The sequence below is a fragment of the Synechococcus sp. NOUM97013 genome (assembly GCF_014279815.1).
In the GTDB taxonomy this organism is placed as follows: domain Bacteria; phylum Cyanobacteriota; class Cyanobacteriia; order PCC-6307; family Cyanobiaceae; genus Synechococcus_C.
The window spans coordinates 2,056,669-2,077,546 of sequence record NZ_CP047941.1 but is presented as its reverse complement, the minus strand read 5'-3'; the positions used below and the strand labels follow the sequence as shown (position 1 = coordinate 2,077,546).

Here is a 20,878-nt window from a genome sequence, read left to right as displayed (position 1 = left end):
ATCGAGGTTCTCCATTCACCCGCACCCATGAACATTGACGGTCAGGCCTGGCGCACCATCGGCCTGGAACCGGATGGTCGATCGGTCTGGGTGATTGATCAGACGCAGCTTCCCCATCACTTCTGCACCCGCACCCTCACCAGTTGTGACCAGGCGGCCTCAGCGATCAGCACGATGGTGGTCCGCGGGGCTCCGTTGATCGGCGTGACGGGTGCCTATGGCCTAATGCTGGCGCTGCAGGTTGATCCCAGCGATGCGGCTCTGGCAGCAGCCTTCGACCAGCTCAATGCCACCCGTCCCACGGCGGTCAATCTTCGTTGGGCCCTCGAGCGGGTGCGCGACCGTGTGATCCCTTTGCCCCTGGACGAACGTGCATCAGCCGCGAAGGAGGAAGCCGGCTTGATTGCGGACGAGGATGTGGCCATGTGCTCGACCATCGGTGATCACGGCCTCGCACTGTTTCAGCAGTTGGCGGCGGCTCGTCCCTCAGCGCGTCACGACAAGCCGTTTCAGGTGCTGACGCACTGCAACGCCGGCTGGCTGGCCACCGTGGATTGGGGAACAGCCCTGGCGCCGATCTACAAGGCCCATCGCGCTGGGCTCAACGTGCATGTGTGGGTCGACGAGACGCGCCCGCGCAACCAGGGTGCATCCCTCACGGCCTATGAGCTCGCCTGTGAAGGTGTGCCGCACACCGTGATCGTTGATAACGCGGGTGGTCATCTGATGCAGCACGGCGAGGTGGATGCGGTGATCGTGGGCACCGACCGCACCACCCGCCGTGGAGATGTGTGCAACAAGATCGGCACCTATTTGAAGGCGCTAGCAGCGCATGACAACAATGTGCCCTTCTACGTGGCGTTGCCCGCTTCCACCATTGATTGGAACCTGGATGATGGTGTCGCTGAAATCCCCATCGAGGCCAGGTCTGCCGCTGAGGTGACCGCGATTCAGGGTCGGGTGCTCTCGGGTTCTGCCGCTGGTGAGCTCGCTCAGGTGCAGCTCACGCCAGATGGGAGTGATGGATTCAATCCCGCCTTTGATGTGACCCCTGCACGGCTGGTCACGGCTCTGATCACCGATCGCGGTGTTGCCGACGCCAGCGAACGGGGGCTCCAGGGGTTGTATGGCCGTGGATGATCAACAGCACGGGCTGATGCTGCGTCACCAGTTGGTGAGCGTCGGTCGTCGCATGAACGACACCGGCCTCAATCAGGGGACTTCGGGCAATCTCTCCGTGCGCATTGAGGGCGGGATGTTGGTCACCCCGAGCTCGCTTCCCTATGAGCAAATGCAGGTCAGTGATCTCGTTGCTCTTGATCTGAAGGGGCAACCGCTGCAGTCAGGCCAGCGACGACCGTCGTCCGAATGGCGACTGCATGCGGATGTGCTCGCTTCACGCCCCGAAGCGATGGCCGTGCTCCATTGCCATCCCATCCATGCCACCGCTCTGGCTTGCCATGACCGCGGCATTCCCGCTTTTCACTACATGGTCGCTGTGGCCGGAGGTGACGACATCCGCTGTGCTCCCTACGCCACCTTCGGCACCGCAGAGCTGTCGGACCATGCGGTAACGGCTTTGGTGCAGCGTCAGGCCTGCTTGCTAGCCCGGCATGGGCTGGTGACGCTTGGCTCTGATCCGGAGGCGGCTCTGAGGGTGGCGGTGGAGGTGGAGACCCTGGCGCGGATGTATCTACAGGCCCTCCAGCTGGGTGCCCCTCCATTGCTGTCCGCAGCGCAGATGCAGCAAGTTCATGCTCAATTCAAGGGCCTGCACTACGGACAACAGACTCAGAGTCCGAGGTGATGACGGAAGAATGCTTCGGTCGCCTCCAGCACCTGCACCTTGACCTCGCTGTCTCGGAAGCCATGGCCTTCGTCGGCGAAGGTCTGCACGTCAACCGGGATGCCCTTGGCCCTGAGGGCAGCCGCCATCCGTTCGGTCTGCTCCGGCACAACAACCTTGTCCTGGAGGCCCTGAAAAAAGATCACAGGGCAGCGAATCCGATCGGCATGCTGCAGGGGTGAGCGTTCCTGATAACGCGATTGTTCCTGTGGCCATTGACCTACCAGGGTGTCGAGATACCGCGCTTCAAACCGGTGGGTTTCCGTGGCCAGGGCACTGAGGTCACTCACGGCGTATCGACAGGCTCCGACGCGGAAGACATCGGTAAAGCACAGGCAGGCCAGGGTGGTGAAACCACCGGCACTGCCGCCTTCGATGGCGATCCGCTCCGGGTGTGCCTTGCCGGCCTGCACCAGCGTCGTTGCGGCGGCGGCACAGTCCTGCACATCCACGACTCCCCAACCGTCGTTAAGACGTTCCCGGTAGGCCCGTCCAAAACCGGTGGAGCCTCCATAGTTGACGTCCACAACCCCCCAGCCGCGGCTGGTCCAGAACTGAATGCCCAGGTTGAGGCCGCGGCGTGCCATGGCGGTGGGGCCACTGTGGCTCTTCACCAGCAAGGGGGCTTCTGAGCTTTCCCCCGCGCTGGGGGGGTAATACCAGGCATGGGTGCGCTGACCGTTGGCGCCTTCAAACCACAACGGTTCCGCGGTGCTGATGGCGCCCGGCTCCAACACGGCTTCGGTGGCTGGGGTGTGCCACCACGTGCCGTTGTGGAGATCCAGCTCCAGTAGTCCCTGGCCGATGCTGTTGCTGCTGGCAATGGCCACGGCCCGACCGGCATCGGCATCAAGGTCCGCGAGGTCGTCGAAGGGCTGATGCACCGGGCTGGCGGTCCCATCACTGGACAGCCGAGTGAGTTGCCAACGCCCTTCGGCGCAGATCGCGGCCAGCAGGTGGGTTCCGTCCCAGGCGGTGGTTCGCATGCCGAACACCCACTGGGGCATCGCGGTTTCCGCCTGCATCGGCCAGAGACGCTCCCAGCCATGGTCGGCATCATGAGCACTGGCATCGCCGGGGCTGGCTCGCCGCATGAGGTTCCACCAACCGCTTGAATCCTCCGCCGCCACAAGGGTTCCGTCCGGCTGCCAGAGGGGTTGAAACACGGAGATGCATTGCGCAGCACTCGGGTGGCTGCCCGCCAGAGTGCGGTGGTTCCCGAGCTGGCCTTGAGCGTCGATCGAGGCGGCGTGAAGCTCCGAGGCATCCCAGGGCATCGCCGGCTGCTGCCATTCCACCCAGGCCAGTTGCTGACCATCCGCACTGATGGCTGGGTATCCGGCGAAATCAGCGGCGGTGTGTAGCACGCGCGGTTCTTGATCGCTCTGGTCCAAGGCAACGCTCACCAGGTGGTCGAGTCCATCCCGCTCCAGCACACCAACCCACCGCTGTCGCTGCAGGTCGATCACGCCGCCACCCAGGGAACCCGAGCCTGGTGCGGTCAGGCGAGTGGGTGCGGATATGGCAGTGAGGACTGTTGGCTTCGGCGCCAGCAGTCCTCGCCAGGTCTGCTGCCAGAGACAGCGGTCGTTGTCGTCAACCCAGATGAGTTGAAGTTGATCCCCGCGCGCTGATGCGGCAAGAGGACCGCCGCCGTATTCGTGAATGCGGCAGCGCAGGTTGGTGGGTGCCGCTGTCAGCTCTTGCGGCGCGATGTCGGGCTGACCCCAGGGCCGGATCAGGGCCGTGGTGCGTCCTTTTTCTTGGGGGCGTTGTTCCAGCCAAAGCACCCAGTTCCCCAGCAGTCGCGGCTCTTTGAGGGCTGGTGAACGTCCGAGGGCAGTCCTGGCGGAGAGAGGCTGGCGACGGCTCATGGCGGCGATCCGATGCTCAGAGGAGACTGCCTAAGATCAGCACAGACAGGACGCAGGTTGAGACCTTGGCTAGGAGCTTCGCCCAGTTGGCACGATCTGCGGAGAAATCCGGCTCCACGGTGGCCGTCCCCAAGACACCTCTTGAGGTCCCGCCTCTTCAGATCCATACCCTCGGCGATGACGTCCTGCGTGTCGATGCCCGCCGGATCGGCAAGGTTGATGCGACCGTCCGTGATCTGGCTCGCGACATGCTCCGCAGCATGTACACCGCACGCGGGATCGGCCTGGCGGCTCCGCAGGTGGGAGTCCACAAGCAGTTGCTGGTCATTGACCTAGACCCGGAGAACACCAGCACGCCGCCGCTGGTGCTGATCAACCCTGAGATCGTTTCCGCCAGCGCCAGTGTCGACAGTTACGAGGAGGGCTGCCTGAGCATTCCCGGGGTGTATCTGGATGTGGTGCGTCCCAGTGCTGTGCAGGTGAGCTATCGCGATGAGATGGGGCGTCCCCGAACGATGAAGGCCGACGGATTGATGGCCCGCTGCATCCAGCATGAGATGGACCATCTCACCGGCGTGCTGTTTGTGGACCGTGTCACGGATGCCGGGGGGCTCGACAAGGAATTGAAGGATCATGGCTTCAAGTCCTCTGACGTGCGCGCGCTCTCCTGATCCCATGCCGATGAAACCTCTTGCAGGGCTGTTTCTGGCCCTCGCCTGTGTGCTGGGCATCGCCGCCACAGGCAGCGTGTTTGAACTGTCTTACGGAGACCCTGATCTGGGGGTCACCACAACACGCTGGATTTTGGGTCTGAGCCTTCCCGCCACCATCGGGTCACTTCTGGTTGCGATTCGGCTGAACAAACCGGCCTGAACCCGCAGACGAAGCCCATCGTCACTTTTACGATCCCAACACATCCTTCTGCTCCGATGGCTCGACTCCGGATCGCCGCTGCTGCTCTTGCTGTCTTCGGCTCCAGCCTCATCACGGGGTTGAATTCCTCGGTGCGTGCTCAGGGTTCCCTGTTCACCACCGCTGATGTGGACGAATCAAAATTCGTTCTGGTGGCAGCACCGATCGGTTCGGGGCCCAACTCTCAGCTCAACATCTATGAGCAGAGAACCAGCGCCCGGCCCTGTTTCGAGGTCAAGGGAAGTGCTCCTGCCGTCGTGGATCCCCTGATGGCGACGTTCGACTTCACCGGGATCTGCAACCGCTATATCGATGGCAATGGCTATTCCCTGCGCATCGGCGGAGACGACCTGGGCACGCGCTACCGCCTGTCGGTGATCAAGACGGCGAATGACATTGAACTGATGGCCGTGCCGACGCGGAATCCCTCCCAGCCCGCGCTGTTGGTGGCCAAAGCCGGGGGGCCTGGCAACGGCTTCATCCAGCTTGTGCTCGAACCAGGCTGGAGCCTCAAGCGTCGTCAGTACGGCACGCGCACCCTTGGCCATTTGTATGTGTATCGCGATGCGATCCAGCCGGCCGCTGGCGTTGACGAGCAACCCGCTGAGGCAGACGGCGCTGATGCCACCCAAGACGGTGAAGCTGAAGTGACACCCTGAGGCCGCTTGCTAAGTTGGTGAGCTTGAAGTCCCTGCTTGTTGAATGACCCAGGTCACGGTTGGCGAAAACGAAGGCATCGAATCGGCTTTGCGCCGGTTCAAGCGTCAGGTCTCGAAAGCAGGGATCTTCGCTGATCTCAAGCGTCTGCGTCACCACGAGACCCCGATCGAGAAGTACAAGCGCAAAGCTCAGCAGCGCCGTCGCCGTCGCTGATTCGCGCACCGAGCAGGCTGAAAGTTCGGTATTTCGGCCTGTTGGCGTCGTCTCTTTCTTTCCCGAGACTGAGTTGAGAGAGACGAGGCTGAACCCATGGGTCGCAAGTTCGATGAATTCCGTACCTGGGTTGTGGAAACCCTGTCCCATGCCATGGGCAATCCCAGGGAAGAGAAGTTGACCAACCCGCCGGCCATCGGCCCACAGCCCTATCGGGATGTGCCTGTGCATGGCCGTTGACGGGCTCGCGGCACATCCCTGATGTCCTGTCTTCAGGATTGCTCGAGATCAAAACTTCGGAAACAGAGCGCTGACGCCAGGTCGGCAACTTCGACCATTTCGCTGGCGCGGAGGTCGGCAATGCTCCTGGCGACACGCAGCAGGCGCAGGCCACTGCGAAGGCTCAGCCTGCGGGTCTGGATGACGGCGTCCCAGCGATCGATTGTGTCGCAACTGAACTGACCGCATTCGTAGAGGGCCTTGGCATCCAGGTCTCGATTGGTTGCTTGATCTGGATTGCGATCCCTCATGCGGGCTCTGGCCTGCTGAATCGTTGCTGCATCCAGGTCTGGTTCCAGATCCGTGGCCTCCTGGCCGAAGCAGCGCCGAAGGTTGTCGGCGGCGGGAACATCCAGTTTCAGTTGAAGATCCAGGCGGTCCAGAAGGGGGCCTGACAGGCGACTCCAATACCGCTTCCGCTTGAGCTCGCTGCAGGTGCAGCGGGGATCCCCGGCCCATCCACAGGGGCAGGGATTGGTGGCAGCCACCAGGGTCACGCGACTGGGAAAGCGGCAGCGCTGGCGCGATCGGCTCAGCCAGATCACTCCTTCTTCCAGGGGCTGCCGGAGTTGGTCCAGCAGGGATCTGGGAAATTCCGCCATCTCATCCAGGAACAACACGCCTCCATGGGCCAGGCTCAGTTCTCCGGGGCGCGGATAGGCGCCACCCCCCAGCAAGGCCGCTGATGTGCTGGTGTGGTGCGGACTCCGGAACGGCCGCGTTCGGATCAACTGGCCATGACCCCGTGTCAGGCCTGCAATGGAGTGCAGCCGTGTGATCTCCAGCGACTCCTGCTTTCCCAGAGGTGGTAGCAGGGCAGGCAGTTGATGCGCGAGTCGTGTTTTGCCGCAACCCGGTGGCCCCACCAGTAGTAGGTGATGCCCGCCTGCGGCGGCCAGGGCCAGGCCCTGGCGCGCCAGTCGCTGACCCGGGAGTTTCGCAATTAGGGTGCTGGCCGGAGTGGTGCTTGCTGAGGGTGGGCGCGGAGCTGATGGCGTCGCCAGTGTCGATGCTCTTGCGAGCCGGTTTACGCTCCGTTCCCCGCCGGCCTTGAGACCCTCCACCAGGTCATGCAGCGTGGTGGCGCTGACCACAGTCAGGCCATCCACCAAGCTGGCTTCTGCGGCATCGTCACTGGCCACCACCAGCGCGCGAGCTTTTTGCTCAGCGGCCCGGCAAGCAATCGCGAGAATGCCACGGCAGGGCCTGATGCTCCCGTCGAGTCCGAGTTCGCCAGCGCACCAGAGTCCTCGCAGGACAGGGGCATCCAGTTGTCCGCTCGCCACCAGCAGCGCTAAAGCGATAGGCAGATCGAAGCAGGGGCCTTCCTTGCGTAGATCGGCGGGCGCCAGATTCACGACCACTCGCACCAGAGGACCGCGGAAACCGCTGTTGCGCAGTGCTGCCCTCACCCGTTCGCGTGATTCCTGGATGGCAGCGTCCGGCAGTCCCACCAACTGGAGACCAGGCAGTCCAGGGGCCAGGTCCACCTCCACGGTGACGGGGATGGCATCGAATCCGAGCAGAGATGCACTAAGGCAGCGTGCCAGCATTGGTTGGGTCAGGTGGTGCATGGTTCCTGTGCCCCGCCTGTCTCATTCCCCCCTGCATGCGAGCTTCTGCGCCATGGCCGAGGACACGATCTTTTCCCGCATCTTGCGGGGTGAGATTCCTTGCGATGAGGTCTACAGCGACGACCGTTGCCTCGCTTTTCGCGACGTCGCACCCCAGGCACCGGTCCATGTGCTGGTGATTCCGCGCGAGCCGATCCCAAGCCTTCGCGAAGCCAGCGAACAACACGCTGCTCTGCTCGGTCACCTTCTGCTAGTGGCTTCCAAGGTGGCAAAACAGGAAGGTCTGGATGACTGGCGGACGGTGATCAACAGCGGTGCTGGCGCTGGGCAGACCGTGTTTCATCTGCATGTGCACGTGATCGGCGGACGTGAGCTCACCTGGCCACCCGGCTAGGGCTGACCTGGCCAGAATGTCGTCATGATCAATTCTTCTGTGGCGCCTGCGGCTGGCTTGTCAGGCCAGCTGAAGAGGCTTCGTAATCTCGCCCAGCCTTTTTTCCTTCCTCTCGATCAGGCCACCGGTTGGCAGTTCTCAGGTCTGCTGCTGTCGCTTCTGTTCTGTGTGGGCGGCCTGGTGCTGGTGGCCCTCACGGGCTTGATCAATCTTTCGGAGCAGCTGCTTCCAGCGCTGACTGAAAAATATTTCGGTGGCATCAGCACCACCATTGACGGCATCTGGAGTGGCTGGTGGGGTGTCGTTTTTTCGGCACTGTTTGTGCTGGGAGCATCGTCCTTCCTGCTGATGCGCCAACAGCTGCGCAACAGGCGCTGGCTGCATTGGCTCTTGCTTGGGGCCATCGTTCTGATGTTGCTCGCGGTCAATGGCATTAATGCCGGAATTGGATTTATTGCACGGGATATCACCAATGCTTTGGTTGCTAAACAGCAAGAGGGATTTAATCGGATTCTTGCGATCTATGCATCCTGCTTTATTGTTGCGTTGCCGATTCGTACGGCCCAGATTTATTTTACTGCCAAGCTTGGTCTGATCTGGCGCGAGTGGTTGTCGAGTGGACTGATTGATGAGTATCTGAGTAATAGAGCCTATTATGTCTTGAATCCGAACGACGAGCAGTCGACGGGTCTTGATAACCCTGACCAGCGAATCACTGATGATGTAAAGGCTTTCACGGAGCAAAGCCTTCTGTTCACGCTTGGGATCTTTGATGCAATTTTAACATTTTCTCTGAATATCATTATTCTTTGGACGATTAGTCAAACATTAACGTTTTCGCTTTTTGGCTACGCTCTTGTGACGACGACATTGCTTGTTTTCGCAGGTCGCCGTTTGGTGAGGATCAATTTTGATCAACTCCGTTATGAAGCGAATTTTCGCTACGGATTGGTTCATATTCGAAACAATGCTGAGTCCATTGCTTTTTATTCCGGGGAAGAACCCGAGAAACAGGAGACAACGCGTAGGTTGGGCACTGTCGTCGACAACTTCAACCTTCTGATTGTGTGGCAGGTGATCATTAGTGCCATGCAGCGATCTGTGGGGTATGCGGGTGTCTTTTTCCCTTATCTGATCATGGCCGGTCCTTTTTTTGCGGGGGAGATCGACTACGGACGTTTTGTTCAGGCGGGATTCGCGTTCAACATGGTGGAAGGTTCATTGCTATTTGTTGTGAACCGCATCGACGAACTCGCCAAGTTCACGGCGGGTGTGACGCGTCTTGAAGGGTTCCAGAGCCAGGTTGAGCAGGTGAGCCGCGACACCATTGATGTGTCGACTGTTCAGCAGGCGTCCAATTCCATCGTGATCCGCCATGCCGACCTCACGCCCCCGGGCAGTCAGTTGCCCATCCTCCGCGACCTGAGCCTCAGCGTTGGCGAGGCAGATCGTCTGCTGGTGGTGGGACCCTCCGGTTGTGGCAAAACCTCATTGCTGCGCATGATCAGCGGTCTCTGGACTCCCAGCCGTGGCGATGTGATGCGACCCGCCACAGGAGACCTGTTATTCATTCCGCAGAAGCCCTACATGCTGCTGGGCTCTTTGCGCGAACAGCTCTGTTACCCCACCGAGGAAAGCCGCTACAGCGACGATCAGCTTCGTCATGTGCTTCAAGAGGTCAATCTCGGCGGATTGCTCAACCGCTATCCCGATCTGGATGTGAAACAGGATTGGCCACGGATCCTGTCGCTGGGTGAGCAGCAGCGGCTCGCGTTCGGCCGGTTGTTACTCAACGCACCGCGTTTCGTGGTGCTGGATGAAGCGACAAGCGCTCTGGATGTGGCAACAGAAGATCGGCTTTACTCGCTTTTGCGTCAGCGCGAACTCTCTGTGATCAGCATTGGTCACCGGCCCACGCTGAAATCGTTCCACGACACCGTTCTGGCTCTGGATGGCGAGGGTGGCTGGCAGCTGCTCCCCGCCGCAAGCTATGACTTTGGGCATTCCTGATCCCTGCGCATGACCACCAGCAGTGCCGACGCGAATGCCCAGGGGGCTGAAGCTGAATCGACTCCGACCCCCAGTGCCACCACGACGGACATTCCTGCTTTCGGCTGGAGTGCTTATGCCGAGCGGGTGAACGGTCGCTTCGCAATGATCGGTTTTGTGGCCGTGTTGGTGGTCGAAGCCATTAGCCATGACACCTTCCTGCACTGGGCCGGTCTGGTGTCCTGATCGCGTTCAGTGCCTCAGGGCAGGCGGATCAAGTCAACGTCCCACCGTCCCCTGCGGCTCACCTGGACAGCGAGCAGCCGTCCTGAGCCGTCGAGGCTCACGTCCCTTGGAACCCCTGCGGGTTCCAGTGGCAGCCGTTGAAGCAGGCCAACGTTGCGTCTGTAGAGGTTGAGTTCGGTCTGCCCGTTGCGGCGACGCACCAGTGCAATCCTGTTGCCGTCAGCACTGACGCTGACGCTCACCGGTTGTGCATCCGCCTGATTCAGGCCTGGCAGTGGCACCGGTTGCCTGCTGCTCAGATCCACCAACTCGATGCGCTCGCGTCCGTTGCGGCTGGCGATGGAGACCAGCCAGCGGTCGCTCATCGCTGGCCAGCGTCGACTGTCCGCGCTGCGTTGCAAGGCGCTGCTGACTGCTGTTTGCGGGCGTAGTCCTGATCCGCCGCAACCTGTGAGAACAAAGCTCGCCAGCAGGGTGACGATGATTCGGTCCGGCCTGGTCACGGTGTGGACTCCATGGGAGTGCTCCGGCGCAGGCCTCCTGGGTTGTCGGGTTCCAGGATGCCGCTGAGATCCAGAATCTCCACCTGCCAGCGGCCGCGTTCTGCGGTCTGAACGGCCAGTTGCCGCGCATCCGGCGCCAGGCTCAGCCGAACTGGGTTGCGCCCCGAGGGCAGTCGCAGGGGGTGGGCGCGGCCGTTGAGGCGATCTTCTATGAGAACCATCCGGCGGTTTCCCCGTTGAACGATCACCGCCAAGTAGCGTCCGTTCCAGCTCAGCGAGGGTGAGCTGTGGGGTTGATTGCGATTGAGATGACGGAGTGGCAGCGACCTTCCATCCCGAAGATCGTTCAGTTGAACCGTCGCACGGCCGCGTTGGTCCGCAATCACTGCCAGCTTGCGTCCATCACCGCTTAGAGCAGGCTCCTGTTGCTGTTCAGGCAGAAGCGATCCAGGGGCACGTTGCGATCTGCCGCTGCACCCGGTCGCTATCAAGCTGACCACGAGCAGCAGCAGCGGGGCGAAGCGGATCAGTCGTCGAAGCGGGAACTGTTGTCCCGGGGGCGAGAGCTCCGAGGTGGCGTCCGGGCAGGATCCTGTGGGCGCCCAGCGGTGGATGAGGCTGCCGATGAGGGAGCTGTCGATGAGGGAGCGTTGGTGGGCCGTCGGCTAGGGCTATACGCCGCATCTTCGGCAGCTTGCCTGTAAGGGGTGCCCTGAGGAACGCCGGGCTGCCCGTTCATTGGTGCGCGGCTGCTTGCTGAGGGGCGTGACCCTGAGGCCTTGCCGTCGACAGCTGCACGGGGCGACGCTGCACTGTCTCCACGCGTGGCGGCGCTGGGGCGGCTGCCGCGGCGTTGATCATCTCTCTGTGTGCGGCGATCGCCGAAGCTGGGACCCGAGGGTGAACGTTCGTCATCGCGGTTGCCGAATCGCGCCATGCGACGGTCCTGCTCGCTGTCGCTACCCCAGTCCGATGCTGTCTCGGGACGACCTCGCCTACGGCTGGCTGCCTGTTCAGGGATGGCGGCCCTGGAGTTGCGACGCGGCCGGTAGAAATCCTGCTCTGGACCTTCCGCTTCGTCGAAGTCCTGCGCCGCAAAACGTCGCCTGACTGGCTGGGGTTCATCAAAGCGGTCGTAGCTGTCGTCGTAGCCACGCATCCCTCCGGCTGGAGCCCTGGCTGGAGGCTCGTCATCGAAGTAAGCGGAGCGACGGGCCTGCTCTGCGGAAACACCACGCAGACGAACGCTCTCGTAGGCAAAGAACACCGTTGTGCCCGCCAGCAGAAACTGCCCAAATTGAAGGATGGGGTCGAGTCTCCACCCTTGGAAAAACAGGATGCCGCCGCACAGAAGACCGATTGCAGCGAAGAAAACGTCGTAGTCGCGGGCAAGGGCAGGTTTAAAGCTGCGCATGAAATAGAGCATCGCTCCGCCGACGGCTAGAACGATGCCCACAATGCTGGCCCAGTTAAGACTGGCGTTAACCACGTTGAGGCCCTCTGGTTGGGTGGCCCGGTCCGCAAGAACCGGGAACTTTCACACCAAGTTTACGAAGCGCGCCAGCGCCTTCAGAGCTTGCGGTCGACTTGGTCGGTCTGGCTCAGGAAAAACAGGCCGATGGAGGCGGGGACCACCACGATCACGGCACCCCAGGCCAGGCTGCTGAGGAAATTGGCGAGGGATGGGGTCATAACGATCGAGCCGGACTGCCGTCAGAAGACTGAATGCTGCCGATCCTAGAGATCAGCGGCGACTTTCTACGATGCCGTGGCCAATGCTTTGAGCTTTGTGACGCCGACGTTGCTCCAGGTGCTGCCATCGATCCATCTGGTCCTTGGCCTGCTGCTGGCGGCCTGGAGCCTGATGTTCCTAATGCGGATTGTGCTCACCTGGTATCCCCAGGTGGATTCGGCCTCAGGTGTCTGGGCGTTGGTGATCTGGCCGACGGAGCCGGTGCTGTCGCTTACGCGCCGTGTGGTGTCTCCGATCGGCGGTGTGGATGTCACGCCGGTGATCTGGCTGGGGTTGGTCAGTTTGTTTCGTGAGCTGCTCGTCGGGCAGCAGGGCGTGCTGTCCCAGATCCTGATGCGCGCTCAGGCTGTGGCTTGAAGCCGGAGCGTGATTTCTGCTCCCTCAGCCGGCTCAGGGGAGCATTTCCTGCTCAACGAACTTGGTGTGCACGTCACCGTTGATGAATTCCGGTCTGTCGAGCATTTCCAGGTGGAATTCAACGGTGGTGGGGATCCCGGTGACGGCGCACTCGTTGAGTGCTCGCTTCATGCGTGCAAGCGCATGGTTGCGATCGGTTCCCCACACGATCAACTTGCCGATCAGGGAGTCATAGAAAGGCGGAATGTCGTAGCCCGTGTACACGTGGCTGTCGACGCGAACACCGGGACCTCCGGGGGGTAGCCAACCGGTGATCTTGCCCGGTGCGGGCCTGAAATTGTGGCGGGCGTCTTCAGCATTGATCCGGCATTCGATGGCGTGACCGCGCAGCTGAATGTCGTCTTGACGCACGCTGATCGGTTCGCCGCCTGCAATGCGCAATTGCTCGGTGATCAGGTCGACACCGGTGACCATTTCTGTCACGGGATGTTCCACCTGAATGCGGGTGTTCATCTCCATGAAATAGAAACCGCCGCTGCGATCCAGGAGGAATTCAACGGTGCCTGCGCCTTCGTAGTTGATGCTGCGGGCTGCCGCCACGGCGGCCTCACCCATGCGGCGTCGCAGCTCCGGATCCAGGGCAGGGCTGGGAGCCTCTTCGAGCAGCTTCTGGTGACGGCGCTGGATCGAGCAGTCGCGTTCACCCAGGTGCACCACGTTGCCGTGGCGATCCGCCAGCACCTGCACTTCCACGTGGCGGGGCCGGTCGATGAATTTCTCCATGTACAGGCCGGGGTTGCCGAAGGCGGCTTCCGCCTCGCCCTGAGCAGCCTTGAAGAGCGTGTCGAGCTGGTCAGGGCTCTGGACCAGGCGCATACCGCGACCTCCGCCTCCGGCGGTGGCCTTGATCATCACTGGGTAGCCCATGGATTCGGCCAGGGCTGCGGCTTCTGACGGATTGGCCAGAAGCCCCTCGCTGCCGGGAACGGTGGGAACGCCGACCGACTGCATGGTCGTCTTGGCGGTCGACTTGTCACCCATCGACCGGATCGCGTGCGGTGATGGGCCGACAAAGGTCAGACCGTGGTCGCGGCACATCTCCGCGAATTTGTCGTTTTCGGCGAGGAATCCATAGCCGGGGTGGATGGCATCGACCCCCCTGGATGTCGCCGCCGCAAGGATGTTGGGAACATTCAAATAGCTGCGGTTACTGGGTCCTTCGCCCACGCAAACCGCTTCGTCCGCCAACTGAACGTGCAGCGCGTTGCGGTCAACGGTGCTGTACACAGCGACCGTGCCAATGCCGAGCTCCCTGCAGCTTCTCAGGATTCTGAGAGCGATTTCGCCGCGGTTGGCGATCAGCACCTTGCCGATGGGCATCCCGCAGACTCAAAGCCAGGGCGGATCGTATCAGTGACTGCGTTTCGCGTTCTCGCTCTGGAGATCATTTGACTTCTGGGCTTGCTGGGGGGTGGGCCCCCCAGCCGGTATATTTCTCTGCGATGAGGCCCGAGTGGCTGAATCAACCACGCGGATGTGGTGGAATTGGTAGACACGCACGTTTGAGGGGCGTGTGGCTTCGGCCTTGCGAGTTCAAGTCTCGCCATCCGCATTTCTCCTTCCCATCACGATCCGGCACGCGTGACGCTCCGAACCCCGGATCCAACGCTCTCGATTGTTTTTGTTTCCAATGGTCCTGGTGAACTGAGCACCTGGGTTCGTCCTCTTGCGGAAGCGCTGCACCACCAACTCCTATTGCGGCCTCGCGCACCGCAATCGGCTCTGAGCCTCTCTTTGGTGCTGGTGCCCTGTCCGAATGCCACCGGACAGGAGGCCGATGCAGCCAGTCGCTGGGGCCAGTTTGACCAGATCATTCCTGCACGTCAGTTTTGGTCTCTGCTTCTCCGTCCCCAGCGCTTTGGCAGCTGGCCATCGCAGGGGGTGGTGGTGTTTCTCGGTGGCGATCAGTTCTGGACGGTGTTGCTTTCGGCGCGTCTCGGTTACCGCCATATCACCTATGCGGAATGGGTGGCGCGATGGCCCCGATGGAATGACCGCATTGCGGCGATGGCTCCCTCGGTGCGCGATCAGCTGCCAAGACGATTTCGCTCCCGTTGCGAGGTGGTGGGTGATCTCATGGCCGATCTCTCCAGCCACGCCCGTGCACAAGACCCGCTGCCCGAGGGGGAGTGGGTGGCCCTATTGCCGGGATCCAAGCCGGCCAAGCTTTCCGTCGGTGTCCCTTTCCTGCTGGAGACCGCAGACCGTTTGGCGGCCGAGCGTCCTGGATGCCGCTTCCTGCTGCCGGTCGCTCCCACCACCAGCGTTGAGGAATTGCTTCGCTATCTGGAGCCTTCCAACGCCATTGCGGCGAGTTACGTCGCCAGCATCCAAACCCTTTTGCCGCCCGGTGATGGCTGGCCATGGCGGCGTCTGCTCACCCGGGCAGGAACTCTCATCCATCTGCATGAAGATCCGCCTGCCCATGGCGTGCTCAGTCAGTGCGCCCTCGCGCTGACCACTGTGGGTGCAAACACCGCTGAGCTGGGGGCGCTGGGGGTGCCCATGATCGTGCTGGTGCCCATGCAACATCTAGGGGTGATGCAGGCCTGGGATGGATGGATGGGGTTGGTGGCGCGGCTCCCGGGGTTGAAACGTCTGATTGGTTTGCTGCTCAGTGCCTGGCGCCTGCGCAATCACGGTCTTCTGGCCTGGCCCAACATCTCAGCGGGGCGCATGGTGGTGCCTGAACGGGTGGGGACGATCACGCCCGCTCAGATCGCCTCGGAGGCGTCCGATTGGCTGCAGTCGCCCGAGCGGCTTGAAGGACAGCGGCAGGACCTGCGGGCTTTGCGTGGACAGCCTGGCGCAGTGGCGGCCCTGGCCAAACAGGTGCGCGAGCTGCTGCCCCCGGCGCTTTCCGACTAGCTTTTTTTGAGTTTGGTGCCTTGATCATGACCAGCACTTCCCCCGTCGGTGGCGATCGGGTCGAGCGCTCTCCGGAGGAGTGGAAGGCGCAGCTCACACCTGAGCAGTTCCAGGTTGCCCGTCAAGGCGGAACGGAGCGTGCTTTTACAGGTGCTTACTGGAATCACAAAGAGGATGGGATGTATCACTGCGTCTGCTGTGATGCCCCCTTGTTCAGCTCACGCACCAAGTTCGAGTCAGGCACCGGTTGGCCCAGCTTCTGGGACGGAGTCAGCTCTGGTGCAATCCGCACAAAGGAAGACCGCACCCACGGCATGGTCCGCACCGAGATCCTGTGTGCTCGCTGCGATGGTCACCTGGGACACGTGTTCAAGGACAGTCCAACGCCCACAGGGCAGCGCTACTGCGTGAACAGCGCGTCACTGCAGTTCAAAAACACGAATCCTGTCTGAAGGGATGCCGATGGGTTGGATCTGAGTGAGTCCTGGTGAGCAATCACCAGGGGTCATCCAACGGTTCTTCCGGAGCGCGCTGCTGTTGGGGGTTGCGCTGTGGCGGTTCCGGATCCTGAGGAGCGCGATTGCGGGGCTCCAAGTCCAATGGCATCCGCTCGCGCTCCATCGGTTCGACGTCCAAAGGGGCACCTGGGCGTTCCACCGGTCGCCTTGACGCTGGACGCGGTCGGTCGTCAAAGCGAGGCCTTTCGTCGTAGGCGGGGGGTTCTTCCCACCCCCTTCGGGGTTCGTTGTAGCGGGGCTCCGGATCTCTGTAGACGGGCTCATCCGGTTCAGGGCCACGGCTGCGGTAGCGGTCCGGTTCCCTATAGGGCTCTGGTTCGTCCATCGGCATCTCGTCGAGATAGCGCCGCCTGGTTTGCTCCTGCTCCCGTGGCTGCTCGAGTTCGACGTATTCCAACTCCGGTTGCTCGGCTTGGAACTGTTCAGTCTGGGACGCCTCGAGTTGACGGGGGGCAGCTTCCGCCGGCTGGCCAGAGCTCAGCTGGTTCTCGACTGGCACCACGTTGAGCCGGTAACGCTCACGCTCCTGCTCTTCCCAGCTGGAGCCTCCCACTCCGAGCTTTTCCAGGAATCCACTGTTGAGTTGCTTGAGCTTCTCTTCTGCTCCTTCGTAAACAATGATTCGGTCGGCGCCACTGCTGACGATCTCGTCCACGGGAATTTCCCAGGTGCTCAGCACGCCCTCACCCAAGAGCGGCACACCCACCGCACCCATCACCAGGGTGGTGAGCTCACCGGTTTCAATATCAAAGGAGAAGCCGAGCACGCGGCCCAGCTGTTGCCCGGATTCGGTGATCACCTGGCAGTTGATCACACGGTTGTAGCGGTCCGCTGAGAAGCCTTCGCTGAGGGAATCCGATGAGTCGACCAGGATCACGTCGCCGACTTGGCGGATGCGATCGAGCGGCATCCAGCGCGGCAAACCCGGCAAAAAGCGTGTGAGGGGGTTGTCGCGCAGCCCCAGAGCCACCACTTCACGCCGGTCGATGTCCACGATCACCTCGCCCACGACGCCCAGCCGACGTCCACTGTCGCGGGTGATCACCTGCGTGCCCATTAGTTCCGACCTCAGCCAGAGGCGGTCACTGGGCACGTTGGTCAAAGGATCGTTCGTTGTTGACGACAAGCTCAACCGCGGGCCTCAGCCGGAGGGATTGCAGCCATTTTGACGCAAGGACTCAAGAGGGGAAGTTCAGGCCGCATCAGGAAGTCCAACCACCTGGGTGTGGGCACCACGCGCCTGGGTGACACCAATGGTGCGTGTCGAGGCACCGATCATGGGTCGCCGGTGGCTCACCACCAGAAACTGGGCCTGTTCGGCCTGACGGGCGATCAAGGCCGCAAGGCGCTCCACATTGACCCCATCGAGGAAGCTGTCGACCTCATCAAGGGCATAGAAGGGAGAAGGACGGAAGCGCTGCAGGGCAAAAAGAAAGCTAAGCGCCGTCAGCGATTTCTCTCCTCCGGACATCGCAGCTAGGCGCCGGACAGCCTTGCCTTTTGGATGCGCCACCAGGGTCAGTCCGCCCTCCAGAGGATCATCCGGATTGTCGAGTTGGAGTTTGCCGTCTCCGTCGGAAAGGCTGGCGAAGATCTCTCTGAAATGACTATCCACCGCGGTGAACGCCTCCATGAAGGCCTCCTGCCTCAGCGTGGCCACCGTTTCGATGCGCAGCAGCAGTTCTTCGCGTTCCTGGCTGAGCACATCCAGACGTTCGCCCAGATCCCCAAGCCGCTGTTCCAGTTCCTGGAGCTCTTCAAGGGCAAGCATGTTCACCGGTTCCAGGGCTTCCATGCGGCCTTGCAGTTGCTGCAGTCGTTCCTGAAGCTGCTCCAGGCCGGCTTCGCGTAGGTCGTCGCTGATCTCTGGAAGTGGATTGGGAAGGGTGTTGCGCAGTTCTTCCAGGCGAATGCCACCGCTGCGCAGCTGCTCTTCCAGGGCCGTGCGTTCTTCGCGCAGACGCTCCAGCTCCCAGCGGGCCTGCTGCAGGGCCTGGCGCTGTTCGGCCACTACCGCTTCGGCTTCATCCCGGGCGCGTCGCTCTTCACCGAACCGCGTTTGCAGTTCCTTCTGCTGGGCTTCGAGAGCCTCGCGTCGCGTTTTCAGAGCCTGTTGCTGTTCTCTCCAGCGGCCGTGGGCTTCGGCGAGGGCTTGCACCGCCTGCTGCAGCGACTGTTCTTCCCGCTCGACGCTCTGCTGCTGATCTGCCAATCGTTGCTGGGAGAGTTGGCGGTCACGTTCCTGTTGCAACAGGGCATCCCGTTGACGGCGAGCTGTTTCCAGTCCGGTATCAGCCTGTTCCAGTTCCTGCTGCAGTGCCTGCCAGCGCTCGGCATCACCGTTGGCTTCCACCGCGGACTCCTGCTGGTTGAGCTGCTCCAGCTCGGTTTGCATCGGGGTGAGGCTGGCCGCCAGTTGCTGCAGCCGCTGGTCGTGGGACTGCCGGGCTTGCTGCAGTTCACTCAGCTTGCGTTGCCGCTGTTGCACGCGTTCCAGCAGTGGCCCGTGGGCGCGCTTGGCGGCCTGACGTTCCGCCTCCAGCGCTGCCTGGCGTTGCTCCAGTTGACGCAGCGCGGGACGCTGCTGATCCACTGCCTCCACGAGCCGTTGTTCTTCCCGCCTGCAGGCGGCGAGGGTTTCGCCCAGTTCCAGCAGCCGCTGACGCAGGGGGGCTGCCTCGTCTCCGTCACTGCTGACACCGAAGCTCAATCCGCCGCTGCGTTGCGAGAAGCTGCCACCGGTCATGGCGCCGCTCTTCTCCAGCAGCTCCCCTTCCAGGGTCACGGCTCGCGAGCGGCCGAGGAACTGGCGCGCGCTGCCAAGGTCGGAAAACACCTGGGTGTCTCCGAACACATAGGCAAAGACGTCTGCATAGATCGGTTCGTAGCGAATCAGATCCACAGCGCGACCCACCAGACCTCCGGCCCCTGTGGTGTCTGGGCGTCGTCCCCGTGCCATGGCGGCACCCCCACCACCACCGGGTGCTCGGATCTTGTTGAGCGGCAGGAAGGTCAGACGTCCGGCCCGCCGACTCTTGAGCAGATCGATGGCGCGCGCGGCGATGCGGTCGTCGTCCACCACCACCTGGCCCATGCGCGCACCGGCGGCCACTTCGAGCGCAAGCCGGTGGCGCTCCTCAACTTCACCAAGCTGGGCGACAGGACCGTGGATGCCCTCCAGACCGGATTCCAGCAGCAGGCGGAGTGCGCCGGTGCCGCGGCTTTCCTGCAGTGCTTCCCGACGGCTGTCGAGCCGGGCGATATCCCGTTCCAGGCGCGCTTGTTCCTGTTCGAGTCGGGAGCGGGTGCGCTGCTGAATGGCAACTGACTCCAGCAACTGCTGCAGCTGCTCCTTGCCGCTCTTGATCGATTCGAGCAGGGTTTGCCACTCCTGCTCGAGCTGTTCCAGAAGTCCCTGGACGCGTTGATCTTCAGCGCCGTCCTGGTCACGATCCTGTTCCAGCTCACGCTGACGTTCCTCGTCCTGGCGCAGGCGTTCCTTGAGCTGCTGACGTTCCTCCTGCAGCGGCTGGATGGTGCTCAACAGTTCCTGACGCCGTCCGGAGCGTTGCTTCTGTTCCTCCAACCAGCTCCCGGATCGACCAGCCACTTCTCCCAGTCGGCGCCGTGACAGCTCAACCGCCGCTTCCGCCTCCCTGCAGAGCTGCTCAACCTTCTCGAGGCCATCGGGATCGGTCTGGAGGCGCAGCGTGTCGCCTTCGGCCTGGAGCTGGCCGCGGCGTGCCTGAAGCTGATGCCGTACCCCCTGGAGCCGTTCACCCTCCTGTTGATGTTGTGTCGCCTGGCGCTCCAGTTCGCGGCTCTGCGGATCCAAGCCAGCCAGTTCCGCCTGCACGCTCAACAGCTGGTCTTCCCCCAATGCTTTGACGCTCTCCTGCAGCGTCTGGAGTCGCTGGGCCGATTCCTGCAGCGTGAGATCCCGTTGCTCAATCGCGCGTGCATCACGTTCGTCCTGTTCGCTCAGCTGCTGCTGGCGCTGCTGCAGACGTTGGCGTTCGGCCTGCGCGGCTTCAAAGGCCAGCACCAGTTCCTGGCGCCGACCAAGTTGCACCTGTTCCCTGAGCTCTTGATAGGCGCGTGCCTTGGCGCAGTCTTTCTCCAGTCTCAGGCGGGCCGTCAGCAGCTCCTGCTCCACGATCCGACAGCGTTCCTGTCGTTCCTGAACCTCGTCCAGCTTGCGTCGTGTCTGCTCGATGCGGCTGTCGAACAGGGCCACCCCGGCCAGTTCATCGATCAGGCCGCGGCGATCGCGGTTGCTCATCGACACGATGCGGGTGACATCCCCCTGCATCACCACGTTGCTGCCTTCCGGATCGATGCGCAGCCGGCGCAACTGGGTTTGCAGCTGTTGAAGGTTGCAGGGGATGCCGTCGGCGCTGTAGCTGCTGCTGTAAGAGCCACCTGGCATCACCCGCAATTTGCGCGTGACCGTCCATTCCTTCTGATCGGCACGGATCCAGGGGCCTTCCTCCGGCGCCTCCAGGCCCTCTTCGGCCGCATCGGGCTGCCAGTCCGACAGATCGAAACGCACGCTCACGGTGGTTTCCGCCGACTTGCCGGCCTTGAGAACGCCACTGTTGACGAGATCGGGCAGGCGATCAGCGCGCATGCCACGGCTGTTGGCCAGGCCGAGACAGAAGAGCACCCCGTCCAGGATGTTGCTCTTGCCGGAGCCGTTGGGCCCGGTCACCACGGTGAATCCCTCCTCAAGAGGGATCGTCATCGCCCCGCCGAAGGACTTGAACTGCGTTAGCCCGACCTGATTGATATGAACCAACAGGGGCCACGGCTGTCAGCCTGTCGAAATTAGC

At 62.2% G+C, this 20,878-nt stretch carries 23 protein-coding genes and 1 tRNA gene; 14 read left to right on the top strand and 10 right to left on the bottom strand.

Going from position 1 to position 20,878, the window contains the following annotated elements; translation table 11 throughout:
* Positions 1-27 precede the first annotated feature (27 nt).
* On the top strand, positions 28-1,140 hold the full coding sequence (gene mtnA / locus SynNOUM97013_RS11365) for an S-methyl-5-thioribose-1-phosphate isomerase (RefSeq protein ID WP_186479882.1): 1,113 nt from the start codon (positions 28-30) through the stop codon (positions 1,138-1,140).
* Positions 1,127-1,807 carry a class II aldolase/adducin family protein gene (locus SynNOUM97013_RS11360; protein WP_186481608.1) on the top strand — a complete coding sequence of 227 codons (681 nt, stop codon included), beginning with the start codon at positions 1,127-1,129 and terminating at the stop codon, positions 1,805-1,807. The genes mtnA and SynNOUM97013_RS11360 overlap by 14 nt, the downstream gene beginning before the upstream one ends.
* Here SynNOUM97013_RS11360 and SynNOUM97013_RS11355 read toward each other — a convergent pair.
* Positions 1,792-3,720, bottom strand: coding sequence for a prolyl oligopeptidase family serine peptidase (locus tag SynNOUM97013_RS11355; protein WP_186479881.1), 1,929 nt, complete (start codon positions 3,718-3,720; stop codon positions 1,792-1,794). The genes SynNOUM97013_RS11360 and SynNOUM97013_RS11355 overlap by 16 nt on opposite strands.
* A 65-nt stretch (positions 3,721-3,785) precedes the next feature.
* On the opposite strand from SynNOUM97013_RS11355, the gene def reads away from it, so the two are divergent.
* The 5 genes from def to SynNOUM97013_RS11330 all read left to right on the top strand — a co-directional run bounded on the left by def (position 3,786) and on the right by SynNOUM97013_RS11330 (position 5,745).
* A complete protein-coding gene (gene def / locus SynNOUM97013_RS11350; RefSeq protein ID WP_186479880.1) occupies positions 3,786-4,391 on the top strand; it encodes a peptide deformylase in 606 nt (201 codons plus the stop codon).
* Positions 4,392-4,395: 4 nt separating this feature from the next.
* The gene (locus SynNOUM97013_RS11345) at positions 4,396-4,593 is read left to right on the top strand and encodes a hypothetical protein (protein ID WP_186479879.1); all 198 of its coding nucleotides are present in this window, start codon (positions 4,396-4,398) and stop codon (positions 4,591-4,593) included.
* Positions 4,594-4,649: 56 nt separating this feature from the next.
* The gene (locus tag SynNOUM97013_RS11340; protein WP_186479878.1) at positions 4,650-5,291 is read left to right on the top strand and encodes a DUF3747 domain-containing protein; all 642 of its coding nucleotides are present in this window, start codon (positions 4,650-4,652) and stop codon (positions 5,289-5,291) included.
* Positions 5,292-5,334: 43 nt separating this feature from the next.
* On the top strand, positions 5,335-5,505 hold the full coding sequence (rpsU, locus tag SynNOUM97013_RS11335) for a 30S ribosomal protein S21 (RefSeq protein ID WP_006043142.1): 171 nt from the start codon (positions 5,335-5,337) through the stop codon (positions 5,503-5,505).
* Between the two features lie 96 nt (positions 5,506-5,601).
* Positions 5,602-5,745 carry a hypothetical protein gene (locus SynNOUM97013_RS11330; RefSeq protein WP_186479877.1) on the top strand — a complete coding sequence of 48 codons (144 nt, stop codon included), beginning with the start codon at positions 5,602-5,604 and terminating at the stop codon, positions 5,743-5,745.
* 32 nt (positions 5,746-5,777) lie between these two features.
* On the opposite strand, the gene SynNOUM97013_RS11325 is transcribed toward SynNOUM97013_RS11330, so the two are convergent.
* Entirely contained in the window at positions 5,778-7,337 is a 1,560-nt protein-coding gene (locus SynNOUM97013_RS11325) for a YifB family Mg chelatase-like AAA ATPase (protein WP_186481607.1), read from the bottom strand.
* 73 nt (positions 7,338-7,410) lie between these two features.
* Here SynNOUM97013_RS11325 and SynNOUM97013_RS11320 point away from each other — a divergent pair, with 73 nt between their 5' ends.
* Positions 7,411-7,752: a histidine triad nucleotide-binding protein gene (locus tag SynNOUM97013_RS11320; RefSeq protein ID WP_186481606.1), complete on the top strand. Its 342-nt coding sequence runs from the start codon at positions 7,411-7,413 to the stop codon at positions 7,750-7,752.
* Positions 7,753-7,890: 138 nt separating this feature from the next.
* Here the strand turns inward: SynNOUM97013_RS11320 and SynNOUM97013_RS13805 are convergent, their stop codons facing one another.
* Entirely contained in the window at positions 7,891-8,109 is a 219-nt protein-coding gene (locus SynNOUM97013_RS13805) for a hypothetical protein (protein WP_255442768.1), read from the bottom strand.
* Here SynNOUM97013_RS13805 and SynNOUM97013_RS11315 point away from each other — a divergent pair.
* Both SynNOUM97013_RS11315 and SynNOUM97013_RS11310 read left to right on the top strand, forming a co-directional pair.
* Entirely contained in the window at positions 8,101-9,762 is a 1,662-nt protein-coding gene (locus SynNOUM97013_RS11315) for an ABC transporter ATP-binding protein/permease (RefSeq protein ID WP_255442767.1), read from the top strand. The two genes, SynNOUM97013_RS13805 and SynNOUM97013_RS11315, sit on opposite strands and share 9 nt — an antisense overlap.
* 9 nt (positions 9,763-9,771) lie before the next feature.
* Positions 9,772-9,987, top strand: coding sequence for a chlorophyll a/b-binding protein (locus SynNOUM97013_RS11310; protein WP_186479875.1), 216 nt, complete (start codon positions 9,772-9,774; stop codon positions 9,985-9,987).
* Positions 9,988-10,001: 14 nt separating this feature from the next.
* On the opposite strand, the gene SynNOUM97013_RS11305 is transcribed toward SynNOUM97013_RS11310, so the two are convergent.
* From SynNOUM97013_RS11305 to psbX, 4 genes are all read right to left on the bottom strand, one after another.
* Complete coding sequence (locus tag SynNOUM97013_RS11305) at positions 10,002-10,490, bottom strand: hypothetical protein (protein WP_255442766.1); 489 nt, start codon at positions 10,488-10,490, stop codon at positions 10,002-10,004.
* A complete protein-coding gene (locus SynNOUM97013_RS11300; RefSeq protein ID WP_255442765.1) occupies positions 10,487-10,981 on the bottom strand; it encodes a Tol biopolymer transporter periplasmic protein in 495 nt (164 codons plus the stop codon). Before SynNOUM97013_RS11300 ends, SynNOUM97013_RS11305 begins: the two co-directional genes overlap by 4 nt.
* A gap of 35 nt (positions 10,982-11,016) precedes the next feature.
* Positions 11,017-11,979: a Ycf66 family protein gene (locus SynNOUM97013_RS11295; protein WP_186479874.1), complete on the bottom strand. Its 963-nt coding sequence runs from the start codon at positions 11,977-11,979 to the stop codon at positions 11,017-11,019.
* A gap of 80 nt (positions 11,980-12,059) precedes the next feature.
* The gene (gene psbX / locus SynNOUM97013_RS11290; protein ID WP_186470221.1) at positions 12,060-12,182 is read right to left on the bottom strand and encodes a photosystem II reaction center X protein; all 123 of its coding nucleotides are present in this window, start codon (positions 12,180-12,182) and stop codon (positions 12,060-12,062) included.
* 88 nt (positions 12,183-12,270) lie between these two features.
* On the opposite strand from psbX, the gene SynNOUM97013_RS11285 reads away from it, so the two are divergent.
* Positions 12,271-12,600, top strand: coding sequence for a YggT family protein (locus SynNOUM97013_RS11285; protein ID WP_186481603.1), 330 nt, complete (start codon positions 12,271-12,273; stop codon positions 12,598-12,600).
* Positions 12,601-12,633: 33 nt separating this feature from the next.
* On the opposite strand, the gene accC is transcribed toward SynNOUM97013_RS11285, so the two are convergent.
* Positions 12,634-13,980 (bottom strand): acetyl-CoA carboxylase biotin carboxylase subunit, encoded by a 1,347-nt coding sequence (gene accC / locus SynNOUM97013_RS11280; protein ID WP_186479873.1) that lies wholly within the window; start codon positions 13,978-13,980, stop codon positions 12,634-12,636.
* Positions 13,981-14,130: 150 nt separating this feature from the next.
* On the opposite strand from accC, the gene SynNOUM97013_RS11275 reads away from it, so the two are divergent.
* The 3 genes from SynNOUM97013_RS11275 (at position 14,131) to msrB (ending at position 15,980) form a co-directional block, all read left to right on the top strand.
* Positions 14,131-14,212, top strand: a tRNA-Leu gene (locus SynNOUM97013_RS11275).
* Positions 14,213-14,241: 29 nt separating this feature from the next.
* Positions 14,242-15,528, top strand: a complete 1,287-nt coding sequence (locus SynNOUM97013_RS11270) for a glycosyl transferase (protein WP_186479872.1) — start codon at positions 14,242-14,244, stop codon at positions 15,526-15,528.
* Positions 15,529-15,554: 26 nt separating this feature from the next.
* Positions 15,555-15,980, top strand: coding sequence for a peptide-methionine (R)-S-oxide reductase MsrB (gene msrB, locus SynNOUM97013_RS11265; RefSeq protein WP_186479871.1), 426 nt, complete (start codon positions 15,555-15,557; stop codon positions 15,978-15,980).
* A gap of 43 nt (positions 15,981-16,023) precedes the next feature.
* On the opposite strand, the gene SynNOUM97013_RS11260 is transcribed toward msrB, so the two are convergent.
* A complete protein-coding gene (locus SynNOUM97013_RS11260) occupies positions 16,024-17,178 on the bottom strand; it encodes a PRC-barrel domain-containing protein (protein ID WP_186479870.1) in 1,155 nt (384 codons plus the stop codon).
* Positions 17,179-17,238: 60 nt separating this feature from the next.
* Positions 17,239-20,790: a chromosome segregation protein SMC gene (smc, locus tag SynNOUM97013_RS11255; protein ID WP_370586424.1), complete on the bottom strand. Its 3,552-nt coding sequence runs from the start codon at positions 20,788-20,790 to the stop codon at positions 17,239-17,241.
* Between the last annotated feature and the right edge of the window lie 88 nt (positions 20,791-20,878).

Coding starts and splice junctions, on each gene's coding strand:
- mtnA (WP_186479882.1), top strand. CDS start 28: ATGAACATTGACGGTCAGGCCTGGCGCACCATCGGCCTGGAACCGGAT.
- SynNOUM97013_RS11360 (WP_186481608.1), top strand. CDS start 1,127: ATGGCCGTGGATGATCAACAGCACGGGCTGATGCTGCGTCACCAGTTG.
- SynNOUM97013_RS11355 (WP_186479881.1), bottom strand. CDS start 3,720: ATGAGCCGTCGCCAGCCTCTCTCCGCCAGGACTGCCCTCGGACGTTCA.
- SynNOUM97013_RS11345 (WP_186479879.1), top strand. CDS start 4,396: ATGCCGATGAAACCTCTTGCAGGGCTGTTTCTGGCCCTCGCCTGTGTG.
- SynNOUM97013_RS11340 (WP_186479878.1), top strand. CDS start 4,650: ATGGCTCGACTCCGGATCGCCGCTGCTGCTCTTGCTGTCTTCGGCTCC.
- rpsU (WP_006043142.1), top strand. CDS start 5,335: ATGACCCAGGTCACGGTTGGCGAAAACGAAGGCATCGAATCGGCTTTG.
- SynNOUM97013_RS11330 (WP_186479877.1), top strand. CDS start 5,602: ATGGGTCGCAAGTTCGATGAATTCCGTACCTGGGTTGTGGAAACCCTG.
- SynNOUM97013_RS11325 (WP_186481607.1), bottom strand. CDS start 7,337: ATGCTGGCACGCTGCCTTAGTGCATCTCTGCTCGGATTCGATGCCATC.
- SynNOUM97013_RS11320 (WP_186481606.1), top strand. CDS start 7,411: ATGGCCGAGGACACGATCTTTTCCCGCATCTTGCGGGGTGAGATTCCT.
- SynNOUM97013_RS11315 (WP_255442767.1), top strand. CDS start 8,101: ATGCGCCAACAGCTGCGCAACAGGCGCTGGCTGCATTGGCTCTTGCTT.
- SynNOUM97013_RS11310 (WP_186479875.1), top strand. CDS start 9,772: ATGACCACCAGCAGTGCCGACGCGAATGCCCAGGGGGCTGAAGCTGAA.
- psbX (WP_186470221.1), bottom strand. CDS start 12,182: ATGACCCCATCCCTCGCCAATTTCCTCAGCAGCCTGGCCTGGGGTGCC.
- accC (WP_186479873.1), bottom strand. CDS start 13,980: ATGCCCATCGGCAAGGTGCTGATCGCCAACCGCGGCGAAATCGCTCTC.
- msrB (WP_186479871.1), top strand. CDS start 15,555: ATGACCAGCACTTCCCCCGTCGGTGGCGATCGGGTCGAGCGCTCTCCG.
- smc (WP_370586424.1), bottom strand. CDS start 20,790: ATGACGATCCCTCTTGAGGAGGGATTCACCGTGGTGACCGGGCCCAAC.